Raw genomic sequence first — 12,083 nt, 5'->3', positions numbered from 1 at the left:
AAGATATGTATCAGTTTACAGGAAAATTAAAAATATTTGCGCTTGCTTTAATGGTAGTAGGTTTGTTAGGTACTGTATATAATTTTATGTCAGCTCCTAGTACTCTTGAAGAAGCAAAGGAAATATTAGCAAAACAAGCTGCTGCAGCACATCATGGAGGTCATCATGGTGAAGCTGTATCACATGGTGAAGATGCTCATCATGATGGTAACGCTCATTCTGAATCGCATAAAGAAGAACACAAGTCTGAAGAGCATGCAAATGCTGAAACTGCTGATCATAGTGAAGCAGCTACTACAGAGCATAAAGAAGAAGATCATAGTGCAGAAGCTCACACTGAAAAAGTTGATTCTACGCATGTAGTTGCAGATGTAGCGCACGAAACAAAAGAAGAAGCTCATAAAGAAGAGAAGCATGCTGAAGCTCCAGTGGCTCATCATGACAATGCTCATGGAGACCACCACGGTGATCACCATGCGGAACACGCTTTTCATCAAATGCAAAATAGACCTTGGTCTGCATTTTATGTAGCAATGTTGTTCTCATTAGGAGTTAGTTTATTAGTATTAGCATTTTACGCAGCTCAGAGAGTTGCTCACGCAGGATGGTCTGTAGTACTTTTTAGAGTAATGGAGGCTATCACAAGTAATATTCATTATGTAAGTATTTTTATGATTATTTTCATAATACTTACAGTGATGCACCAAAACCACTTATTCCCATGGATGGCGGAAGGAGTTTTTGATACTCAAAGTCCTAATTACGATCCTATCGTAGATAAGAAACATTGGTGGATGAATGTTCCAGGATGGGCAATTAGAAGTATTGTTTACTTGACTGGATGGAATGTTTTCAGATTTATCATTAGAAGAAAATCTATTCAACAAGATGGTGGTGACTTAAAGTTACACAAAAACTTATACAACATTTGTGTTGGATTCATCGTGTTCTTTATGGTTACTGAGTCTATGGCATCATGGGATTGGATCATGGGAATTGACCCTCACTGGTTCTCTACATTATTTGGATGGTATGTATTAGCTACCTTCTTAGTATCTGCATTAACTGTGATTGCTATGGTAACTATTTACTTACGTTCAAAAGGAACTTTACCATTTGTAAATGATAGTCATATTCACGATTTAGCGAAGTTTATGTTTGGTTTCTCTGTATTCTGGACGTACTTATGGTTTGCTCAGTTTATGTTAATATGGTATGCTGATATGCCTGAAGAAACTACATATTTTGCACAACGTTTTAACGAGTACAAGTTACCTTTCTTAGGAATGGTTGTGTTAAACTTTGCATTCCCTGTTTTATTATTAATTAACAGTGATTTCAAGAGTATTCCATGGTTAGTTATCTTAGGAGGTGTTGCAATATTAGTTGGACACTACGTAGACTTATTCGTAATGATTATGCCTGGTACTGTTGGAGGTCAATGGGGATTCGGAATTGGTGAGATAAGCGCGATATTATTCTTTATCGGTTTATTTATATTTGCAACCTTTAACGCGGTCAGTAAAGCTGCTGTTTTACCAAAAGGAAATCCTTTCCTTCATGAGAGTGAAACACACCATTACTATGTGATCGAACACAGAGGAGAAGACAACAGTCATCATTAATTAATAAATTAAAAACAATAATAGTTAAGATATTATGCTCGCTTTATTTTACATTTTTATAGCAGTTGCAATAGGGGTTAGCTTTTGGCAGATAACTCGTATTATGAATTTTCGTTCTGTAATTGCTACAGATAAAGATAACGATACACAAGGTAAGATCGCTATAGGATTTTTAGTGTTCTTATACGCAATGATGATATATTGTTTAATTGGAATGAATGTTTATTTATTACCTGAGTCTGCTTCGATAGAAGGAGAACATGATGATAATTTATTCAATATTACGTTTTGGTTAATAGGTATCGTTCAGTTTGCAATGCAGTTTCTTATTTTTTACTTTTCTTATAAGTATAGAGGACGTAAAGACAAGAAGGCATTGTTCTTCGCAGATAGTCATAAATTAGAATTAATTTGGACTACAATTCCTGCGATCACAATTGTATTATTAATTGGTTACGGATTATGGCAATGGAATAATGTAATGTCTATCGGAGACGATGAGAATCCTATTGTTATAGAAGTATATTCTCAACAATTTAGATGGGATGCACGTTATGCTGGAGAAGACAACGAATTAGGTCTTGGAAATGTTAATTTCATCAAAGGAATTAACACGATGGGAGTTGATATGTCAGATCCTAACTCTAAAGATGACAAGCAGGTTACTGAATTGTATTTACCAAAAGGTAAAAAGATATTATTCAAGTTCCGTTCTCAAGATGTATTGCACTCAGCTTACATGCCACACTTTAGAGCACAGATGAACTGTGTTCCAGGGATGGTTACTCAATTTGCGTTTACTCCGAAGTATACTACTGAGGAAATGCGTCAAAATTCTGAGGTGATTGCTAAAACTAAAGGAATTAACAAAATTCGTACAGCTAAAGGTGAAGATCCATATGAGTTTGACTACCTATTGTTATGTAACAAAATTTGTGGAGCATCTCACTACAACATGCAAATGAAAATTACAGTTGTAGAAGAAGCGGAATACAAAAAGTGGTTGTCAGAGCAAAAAACCTTAGCTCAAGTTATTAAGTAAGATATTTTTAAAATATATATAAAGATATAGATTATGTCAGATCATCATCACAAAGAAACATTTGTAACGAAGTACATTTTCAGTACAGACCATAAAATGATCTCAAAACAGTTTTTAATAACTGGTATGTTTATGGGAATTATTGGAGTGTTTATGTCAATGTTATTCCGTTTACAAATAGCTTGGCCAGAGACTTCTTTTTCAATTATTGAAGCATTCTTAGGTCATCATCAAACAGACGGGGTAATGAACCCAGATATGTACCTTGCTTTGGTAACAATCCATGGTACTATTATGGTATTCTTCGTTTTAACTGCGGGATTAAGTGGAACATTCTCTAACTTATTAATTCCGTTACAGATTGGAGCTCGTGATATGGCGTCAGGTTTCTTAAACATGGTTTCATATTGGTTGTTTTTCCTTTCATCTGTAGTAATGGTTATTTCATTGTTCGTAGAAGCTGGACCAGCATCAGCAGGTTGGACTATTTATCCGCCTTTATCAGCTTTACCACAAGCTATTCCTGGTTCAGGAGCAGGTATGACATTATGGTTAGTATCTATGGCGATTTTCATTGCATCATCGCTAATTGGATCGTTGAACTATATTGTTACTGTCTTAAACCTAAGAACAAAAGGAATGAAGATGACGAGATTGCCTTTAACTATGTGGGCTTTCTTTATCACTGCTATTATCGGTGTTATTTCGTTCCCAGTACTTTTATCTGCTGCATTATTATTAATCTTTGATAGAAGTTTTGGAACGTCATTCTATCTTTCTGATATCTTTATTTCAGGTGAAGTATTGCATTATCAGGGAGGGTCACCAGTATTATTTGAGCACTTATTCTGGTTCTTAGGACACCCTGAGGTATATATCATTTTATTACCAGCCTTAGGATTAACATCTGAGATTATTTCAACAAATGCTCGTAAACCAATTTTTGGTTACCGCGCAATGATTGGATCTATTATAGCAATTGCATTCTTATCTACGATTGTATGGGGTCACCATATGTTCGTATCAGGAATGAACCCATTTTTAGGATCGGTATTTACTTTTACTACGGTATTAATTGCAATTCCTTCTGCAGTAAAAGCGTTCAACTACGTGACAACATTGTGGAAAGGTAATTTGCAAATGAACCCAGCAATGTTATTCTCTATCGGATTAGTTTCTACTTTCGTAACTGGAGGTTTAACTGGTCTTGTATTAGGAGATTCTGCATTAGATATTAATGTTCACGATACATATTTCGTAGTGGCTCACTTCCACTTAGTAATGGGAGTATCTGCTTTATTTGGAATGTTTGCTGGTATTTATCATTGGTTCCCTAAGATGTATGGAACTATGATGAATAAAACATTAGGATACTGGCACTTCTGGATCACTATTATTTCTGCATATGGAGTATTCTTCCCAATGCACTTTATTGGTTTAGCTGGTTTACCAAGACGTTATTATACAAATACTAACTTCCCAATGTTTGATGATTTAGCTGATATTAATGTATTTATTACAGTTATGGCTATTATTGGAGGTTTAGCTCAGTTAATTTTCTTGGCAAACTATTTTATCTCAATTTATAGAGGACAAAAAGCTACACAAAACCCTTGGAATTCTAATACATTAGAGTGGACTACACCAGTTGAACATATCCATGGAAACTGGCCTGGCGCTATTCCAGAGGTTCATAGATGGGCATATGACTATAGTAAAACTGATGAAAATGGAGAGTATGTACATGGAAAAGATTTCGTGTCTCAAGATACTCCATTATTAGACGGTGAAGAGCCTTCGTAAAGATTTAGTTTACAAAACGATATAAAAAACCTTCGCATTTTTGCGAAGGTTTTTTTGTTATAATTGCCTATATTGTTTCAAAATATTATTAAAGTATGATACGAAAGTTTTTTAAAATTAGTGCAGGAGCATTTCTATGTATTTTAATGGGATGTAATAGCACTAAACAAGTAACTTCTAAAGAAAATGAAATGTCCACTAAGGAAACAGCAAAGGAACTTATTAATAAAGGGTATTTAGAAGCTGAATTAATAGATAATAGCAAGTCTAAGGGTGATGTATGCTCAACTGTTATCAAATTGGTTAATACCAAAAGTAGTGAGTTGTTAGATCCTATAAATATCGATGGGAAGTATTTGGAATTAAAGAATTCTAAAATATGGGTGAAATATACTTCCTTAAGGATGAAAAATAGATGTGACGAAGCAAGACCAGTAGATATTGTAGATATAAAAAAAAGAGAGGAGTAATAATTACCCTCTCTTTTTTATTCTTTTGTGAGTTACAATTTACTTAACTAGTATTTTATATTGTTTGTAATTTGTTTTTCCTCCAATCTTAACAATGTAAGTTCCTGCGCTGGCATATGACATGTCTAATGAATATTCATATTTATTACCATTCTTAGAAATATTGTTGAAAACAACAGTTTTTCCTAAGATGTCGTATACTCTAAATGATAATATATCAGAGTAATCAGTAGTTAACTGAAACTTAAATTGCTTGTTCGGTAACGTTAAAACTTTTAACTCAGCATTATTTAATGTGATATTGTCCGTACTTAAAGTTCTATCAATAATATTTACAAGATAATCATGAACCTCTCCATAAGCATAATCACTACAAGGGTCATTGATATCTCCAGCTCCAGTATTATCAATTGCTTTTACTCTTAATACGTGCTTTCCTAAATTAGAAGATTGAGGAAGGGTGAATGTAAAGTTTTCAAGAGCATTCGCCACAGAGAAAACACTTCCTGTTATAATCTGTTCTCCCGTTTCAAATGTTCCGTTATCATCTAAGTCAATCCAAGCGGATAAAGATTCACCATCAGGATTTGTTCCCCAATTATGTTGAGCTTGCATTGTATGTTCGTCATTTCTATCCAAGTCTGTCATTAGATCTTTACGATTAACATACCCACGAACATCTCCAGTTGTATTACAACCGTTAGCACCGTCATCAGCATCTATAGTACCTAAAACAAATCGTTTAATACCATCGATATTACATCCATCGGTAGCAGTAGGTATACAATGCTGAATAGAGGTGGTAATGTTAACTGTTTTGCTATTGTTGCTTTCATTTTCATCTGTGCTAAGCTCCGTGGCAGCAACCAATTCATAAGTTCTATTAAGTACTGAAAAATCCGCTGTAGTATTAAATGTATATTCAGCGCTCGCACCAGCCCCTAATGTAGCTGTGTATGTTTCAGTAATCGTCGTTCCACCGTCTAAGGTATAACTAATAGGAAAGTTCGTTTGATCATTCGAACCAAAGTTACGGAGTCTGACTGTAATTGATTCCGAATTTGTAAGACTCCCATCCGTTGGAGCCGTAATAGCAGTAATACCAATATCGTTTGGTAATGGTTCAGATAACTGAAAAACACCAACCATATTGCTTCGAGCACCATTATTAAAATATTCACTCACAAACCAAAAATCTGAGTCGTTTGATGGGTCAACAGTTAAATGTGAATAATCAGCATACCTATTTGCTGGATTGTCCGAAGTACTTAATACAATCAGTTCTTCTAACGCAGTTATTGTATTTAAAGGATCATCATGGAATCTTCCTGTGTATCTCAGAGATATACTTTCATTCGTGCTTACCGAAGAGTAAGCAATAGCAATGTTACCAGCACCATCTATCCCCATACTTGCGCCAAAAGCATGTCTTCCTTCAGGAGCAGTATAAGTACCTTCTTGGTAAATTGACCAAGGTTGACCGTCACCAGTTTGCCTTAATTCGTACCATCTAATACCAGCTAATTCATTATTTGTATCTGTATTTACAACAAAATTAAACACAGCCGAGTTATGAGTGTTAAACTTTCTGAATTGAGCTTGATTCATAATGGTTGCCTGCATTGCATCGATATCTGGACCAGAAGGTTGAGATAAGTTTGAGAAACTACCTCCATCAAATACTCCAGTAAATGCAGTAACAGGTATTTCAGTAGGAGCAGATATTGTTGAGTTCGCTGGGGTAGTCCAGTCAACATCAAGATCCCACAATTTTAAATGGTCAGTTGTAACACCTGCCCAAGCATCATCTTGCATATATACTATTGTAGCATTCCCTGTTGCAGGTAGATTGTCATCTATTACATTAAAAACTTGAGGACTGTAGAAACCATTTGTAACCATGCCGGTTAACGTAAACGCTTGGATGCTAGCAGTAGTATCTCCAGCTAGCATTTTGTCTCTTTCTAAAGCCCATACCTGACCAGTTCTTGTATTACCACCACTACTTGCCGAAATGTTAGCTGTTACGTAGTAACCATCTGACCAAATTGAAAATTTGGTGTAGTCTGGGAAAGTACCCGTTTGAAACGAGTCCGCGCTGTACGTATGCCAACCTCCGTTTATAGGGTCATTAGTTTGCGATATTGCAACGTGAAAACCATTAGGATCATTCTCAAATTCAGTAACAATATATCTATCAGCTTGTGCATCATAAAGAACAATCGGGTCGCCGTCCGCACCACCAGGAAATAGCGTAGCTAAACTTGCAGCATCAGTAGCCGGAGTCCCATCTTTATTGAAAATTCTAAATGCTGTATTCCAAGCAGCAATATAATAATCTCTACCAACCGCACCCGTTGGATCAGAAGGTGTAGATGTTTGATTTGTTGTTTCGAATGTAAGACTAGTAGATTGTATTCTTCTAGAAGTTGATCTTTTTTGAGTATCTAATAAAGGATCACGTCCTTTCGGAAGCCCCTTTCCAGGAACTACTTTGTTACCTTTAGCTCTTTTATCCTTGGCATAAAGGTTTCTTTCATCGACTTTTGCACGAACAAAAGTCCCGTTTTTCATTTGTTCTTTAATACTTGGAACAAAACGATATTTCAGCTGTCCATTCCATGTTGCTTTTTGAGGGCCGTCCTGATTGCTTTTCTGACCAAATAGTAGAGAAGAAAAGCACAGTGCCACCGCGAAGGGTATGTATTTTAATTTCATTATTAGGGTTAGTTTGTATGATTCCCAAAAATTACAATATTATTCTTATTGTGTAATTTTCGAGTAAAGTTAAAAATTTATTCACAAAAATTGGCAAAATGTTATTTTTTTATGAATTATAGTTAAAATATTGTTTCTGTATATTTACATTTGAACTGGTTGGTTTTCAGGTTTAATAATGATTAAAACGTTAATATACTTAAGAAATATATAAGTAATTTGCTGCTAATCGTTAAAATGTAAGAATTGAGGGAAAAAGATAACTCGATATATCAGAGTAACATTTATTACAAAGTGAAGACGATATTTGAAGTATATTTGTACGAGTATGAACGAACACTTAAATCCAGATAAGAATAATTATTCTAATGAAGAGTTAGATGTAGAAAAGAAACTGCGTCCACTCTCTTTTAGTGACTTTACCGGGCAGGATCAGGCAATTGAAAATTTGCAAATTTTTGTAGAGGCGGCTAATAGAAGAGGGGAAGCTTTGGATCATACTTTATTTCATGGTCCACCTGGACTAGGTAAAACTACACTGGCACATATTTTGGCAAATGAGTTAAATGCTGGAATTAAGGTTACTTCTGGACCAGTTCTGGATAAACCTGGTGATTTGGCTGGTTTATTGACAAATTTGGATGAACGAGATGTTTTATTCATTGATGAGATTCATCGGTTAAGTCCTATAGTGGAAGAATACTTGTACTCAGCGATGGAAGACTTTAAAATAGACATTATGATAGAGTCTGGACCAAACGCAAGAACAGTTCAAATTAATTTAGAACCGTTTACATTAGTCGGAGCTACAACTCGTTCTGGGTTGTTAACTGCTCCAATGAGGGCAAGGTTTGGTATTAGTAGCCGATTACATTATTATTCCACAGAACTATTAAGTACTATTATTGAGAGAAGTGCCTACATATTGGGAGTTCCTATCACATTAGAAGCGGCTATTGAAATTGCAGGAAGGAGTAGAGGTACACCACGTATTGCAAATGCCTTACTAAGAAGGGTTCGTGATTTTGCTGAAATTAAAGGTGATGGAAGTATTACTATTGAAATTTCGAAGTATGCTTTGAAAGCCCTAAATGTAGATGCTCATGGGTTGGATGAAATGGATAACAAGATTTTGAGTACAATAATAGATAAGTTTAAAGGCGGTCCTGTTGGACTAACTACTTTGGCTACGGCTGTTGCTGAAAATGCAGAAACCATTGAAGAAGTATATGAACCTTTTTTGATTCAACAAGGGTTTATTATGAGAACTCCTAGAGGTAGGGAAGTAACTGATTTAGCTTATAAGCATTTAGGTCGCATAAAAGGCTCTTCACAAGGAGAATTGTTTTAACACAAAATAACGTTATGGATGGTGAAAAAAATAACGAAGTTAAAAATTGGCTACAAAGGCTAAAGGATGAAAGCTGGGAAGCGGAGCTTTTAGTTTCTGCGGTTGCAATTTTTGGTACATTTCAACTTTTTGATGGTATCAATTGGATAACCAACTTCTTTATAGATACTGTTAATCCAAATCAATATTTTACAGCGTACTTCATCTGTTTTTTTGGATTAATAGCAGTGAGCGCTTTAGCCGCAATGTTTGTTATCCATTTTTTTTTAAGAGCTTATTGGGTAGGTTTAGTCGGATTAAATTCTGTGTTTCCCGATTATAGCCTTGAAGATAGTGCTTATTCCAAAATATATACTGAGAAAATTTTATCAATACTACCAAAATTAAAAGATTCAATTCAAAAAGTAGATGAATTATGTAGTGTTATATTTTCAATTGCTTTTACATTTCTTTTGTTATATGGTTATATAGCTGTGTTTTCAAGTGTTTATTTGTTGCTTTACAACATTCTTTCTGAATATGTCAATAGTTATTTATTGATGATTCCAGGAATGTTTATTGCCTTAAGCTTAATTGTTCAAATTGTTGTGTCAGTTTTTGCCAACTTTAAGAATAATAAAGAAAAAGAGAATTTACAGCTTTTAAACTTTAAGGTTGTCAAATTTGTATCCATGATTTCTTTTGGACCAATTTATAAGAATATTTTGCAGGTTTCTATGATTTTTGGTTCAAACTTTAAGAAGAAAAAATCATTGGTATATTTAGTTTTCGTTTTTTTAGTTTCTGCTATGATGGTGGCTGTAGTTCAACTTCCGAAAACCAACATTTTATACTTTGTTAAACATCGTCTTTCGGCTAATTATGATGTTCATAAAACTTATGCTGATTATTACAAAGATAGCAACCAACAAGTAGATTTTTTACTAAGCCCCGAAATTGAATCAGATTTTATTGAACGCAATACTTTAGAAGTTTTTATTCCAATTTTCGATTATGAGGATTCTTTGAGGGAAACTGTATGTGGAACATATGAAGAAACATCTAGTAATTCACGAAAGGATAAAAGAAAGTATCGAGCGCTTTACTTAAAAGAATGTTATAAAAAATATCATCGTATTTTTTTAAATGGAGAAAAGATTGAGGTAACATTTATACGATATAATAATCATCATAGAACAAATCAGTTTGGGATTGTTTCTTTTATTGATATATCGAAATTACCCATTGGATTAAATGAGATTAAAATAGAAAAGGTAAGCGATAAAGGAGTTTTTTTAAATTGGAATATTCCTTTTTATTATCAACCTAAAAATTAAAGTAGTTAGGTTAAAATGAAAATGATTAAAAAGTTAATACCCATTTTTAGTTGGTTACCCAATTACGAAAAAGAATACTTGCAAAATGATATAATTGCAGGTGTTACAGTCGCAATTGTTCTAATTCCACAAGGTATTGCTTATGCACTTATCGCAGGGTTACCTCCAATTTACGGTTTATACTCAGCGTTAATTCCTCAAGTTGTTTATGCAATTTTCGGTTCTTCAAGACAAGTTGCAATTGGACCAGTAGCAATGGATTCTTTAATTGTAGCCACTGGAGTTTCGACGTTAGCATTAGTTGGATCCGAAAGTTATATTTCAATAGCAATATTGTTAGCGTTGGTAGTAGGGAGTATACAATTTCTCATGGGAATTTTTCAATTGGGCTTTATAGTTAACTTTTTGTCAAGACCAGTTATTACTGGATTTACATCAGCTGTAGCTTTAATTATTGGTTTAAATCAATTCAAAAATCTGTTAGGGGTTGAGTTTCTTCAAAGCGACCAAGTTCATATTCTACTTGAAGATATTTTTAATAGAATTCAGTTCTTCAATAGAAATACCACTATTATTGGTGTCGTGGCCTGTGGTATTATCATTTTCTTTAGAAGATTGAATAGAAAAATTCCAAATGCCTTAATTGTAGTAACTCTTGGAATTGTTTTAATAAAGTATTTTGGAGAGAGTTGGGTTGGAGTTGCCATTGTAAAAGATATTCCATCAGGATTACCTGCTTTTTCAATACCTACTATTGATATTCCCTTAATTAAGGAGCTAATGCCAATAGCATTAACACTTGTAATGGTAGGTTACCTCGAAACGATTTCAATAGGAAAAACATTAGAGGCAAAACAGGATGAGTATAGAGTACAACCAAATCAAGAATTAATAGCTTTAGGGTTGAGTAATATTTTGGGGTCATTTTTTAAGGCGTATCCCTCAGCATCGAGTTTTTCTCGATCAGCTATTAATGCTGAATCGGGGGGTAAAACTGGTGTTTCTGCAATTGTATCGGCCATTTTAGTGGTGCTAACATTGCTGTTTTTAACTCCTATTTTTTATTACCTGCCAAAAACTATACTTGCAGCCATTATTATTGTAGCAGTATTTAATTTGGTAAATGTTCAGGAAGCAAAACGGTTATGGAAGGCAAACAATCTTGATTTTTGGCTACTTGTTGCTACCTTTTTTTCAACATTACTTTTAGGAATTGAATATGGAATTATAATAGGGGTAGGGCTGTCGTTAATCTTACTAATTTTTAGAACATCTCGACCGTATGTTACGGAATTGGGAAAAGTTCCTGACTCTGATTTCTATAGGAATAAAAATAGATTTAAAGAGGTTCTTATTGAAGATGAAGTATTAGTTTTTCGATTTGACGCACAGCTTTTTTATGCCAATTCTGGATATTTCAGAGATAAATTGGAGGAAATGACAGGAAAAAAAGGAAAGGCATTAAAATTGATTGTATTGGATGCAGAAAGTATTAACAGAGTAGATAGTACTGGAGTTGATATGCTTATAGAACGAATTCGATTTTATAAGAAAAAAGAAATTACTTTTTATTTAGCTGGTGTAAAAGGACCAGTCAGAGATGCGTTGTTCAGAGGAGGGGTTTTAGATGAAATTTCTATTGATCACTTTTTTATGAGAGCAAATGGCGCAGTACATTATTTTAAAACAGGAGATAATTTAAATCAAAAGAAATACGCACAATACATTCATCAGGCGTATAGATAAAACAATAGATTA

The 12,083-nt window shown here is 34.2% G+C and carries 8 protein-coding genes; 7 read left to right on the top strand and 1 reads right to left on the bottom strand.

Annotated features, from left to right (window positions below):
- The first annotated feature begins 5 nt into the window (after positions 1–5).
- From ACKTTV_RS10705 to ACKTTV_RS10690, 4 genes are all read left to right on the top strand, one after another.
- A complete protein-coding gene (locus ACKTTV_RS10705) occupies positions 6–1,625 on the top strand; it encodes a quinol:cytochrome C oxidoreductase (protein WP_408030838.1) in 1,620 nt (539 codons plus the stop codon).
- Between the two features lie 34 nt (positions 1,626–1,659).
- The gene (locus tag ACKTTV_RS10700; protein WP_408030837.1) at positions 1,660–2,667 is read left to right on the top strand and encodes a cytochrome c oxidase subunit II; all 1,008 of its coding nucleotides are present in this window, start codon (positions 1,660–1,662) and stop codon (positions 2,665–2,667) included.
- Positions 2,668–2,700: 33 nt separating this feature from the next.
- Positions 2,701–4,470, top strand: a complete 1,770-nt coding sequence (locus ACKTTV_RS10695; RefSeq protein WP_408030836.1) for a cytochrome c oxidase subunit I — start codon at positions 2,701–2,703, stop codon at positions 4,468–4,470.
- Between the two features lie 95 nt (positions 4,471–4,565).
- The gene (locus ACKTTV_RS10690; protein ID WP_408030835.1) at positions 4,566–4,940 is read left to right on the top strand and encodes a hypothetical protein; all 375 of its coding nucleotides are present in this window, start codon (positions 4,566–4,568) and stop codon (positions 4,938–4,940) included.
- 39 nt (positions 4,941–4,979) lie between these two features.
- Here the strand turns inward: ACKTTV_RS10690 and ACKTTV_RS10685 are convergent, their stop codons facing one another.
- A complete protein-coding gene (locus tag ACKTTV_RS10685) occupies positions 4,980–7,658 on the bottom strand; it encodes a GEVED domain-containing protein (protein ID WP_408030834.1) in 2,679 nt (892 codons plus the stop codon).
- Positions 7,659–7,986: 328 nt separating this feature from the next.
- Between ACKTTV_RS10685 and ruvB the strand changes: the two genes are divergently transcribed.
- The 3 genes from ruvB to ACKTTV_RS10670 are packed head-to-tail and all read left to right on the top strand — an operon-like array spanning position 7,987 to position 12,071.
- Positions 7,987–9,009 carry a Holliday junction branch migration DNA helicase RuvB gene (gene ruvB, locus ACKTTV_RS10680; protein ID WP_408030833.1) on the top strand — a complete coding sequence of 341 codons (1,023 nt, stop codon included), beginning with the start codon at positions 7,987–7,989 and terminating at the stop codon, positions 9,007–9,009.
- A gap of 14 nt (positions 9,010–9,023) precedes the next feature.
- Positions 9,024–10,325: a hypothetical protein gene (locus ACKTTV_RS10675; RefSeq protein ID WP_408030832.1), complete on the top strand. Its 1,302-nt coding sequence runs from the start codon at positions 9,024–9,026 to the stop codon at positions 10,323–10,325.
- Between the two features lie 21 nt (positions 10,326–10,346).
- Positions 10,347–12,071 (top strand): SulP family inorganic anion transporter, encoded by a 1,725-nt coding sequence (locus ACKTTV_RS10670; RefSeq protein WP_408030831.1) that lies wholly within the window; start codon positions 10,347–10,349, stop codon positions 12,069–12,071.
- Positions 12,072–12,083 lie beyond the last annotated feature (12 nt).

The sequence above is a fragment of the Tenacibaculum xiamenense genome (assembly GCF_964513065.1).
Taxonomy (GTDB): domain Bacteria; phylum Bacteroidota; class Bacteroidia; order Flavobacteriales; family Flavobacteriaceae; genus Polaribacter; species Polaribacter xiamenense.
This window is presented reverse-complemented; position numbering and strand designations above follow the sequence as displayed.

What these genes read in the sequence shown, in the direction of transcription:
- ACKTTV_RS10690 (WP_408030835.1), top strand. Translation starts at nt 4,566, where the DNA reads ATGATACGAAAGTTTTTTAAAATTAGTGCAGGAGCATTTCTATGTATT.
- ACKTTV_RS10670 (WP_408030831.1), top strand. Translation starts at nt 10,347, where the DNA reads ATGATTAAAAAGTTAATACCCATTTTTAGTTGGTTACCCAATTACGAA.
- ACKTTV_RS10700 (WP_408030837.1), top strand. Translation starts at nt 1,660, where the DNA reads ATGCTCGCTTTATTTTACATTTTTATAGCAGTTGCAATAGGGGTTAGC.
- ACKTTV_RS10695 (WP_408030836.1), top strand. Translation starts at nt 2,701, where the DNA reads ATGTCAGATCATCATCACAAAGAAACATTTGTAACGAAGTACATTTTC.
- ACKTTV_RS10705 (WP_408030838.1), top strand. Translation starts at nt 6, where the DNA reads ATGTATCAGTTTACAGGAAAATTAAAAATATTTGCGCTTGCTTTAATG.
- ruvB (WP_408030833.1), top strand. Translation starts at nt 7,987, where the DNA reads ATGAACGAACACTTAAATCCAGATAAGAATAATTATTCTAATGAAGAG.
- ACKTTV_RS10675 (WP_408030832.1), top strand. Translation starts at nt 9,024, where the DNA reads ATGGATGGTGAAAAAAATAACGAAGTTAAAAATTGGCTACAAAGGCTA.
- ACKTTV_RS10685 (WP_408030834.1), bottom strand. Translation starts at nt 7,658, where the DNA reads ATGAAATTAAAATACATACCCTTCGCGGTGGCACTGTGCTTTTCTTCT.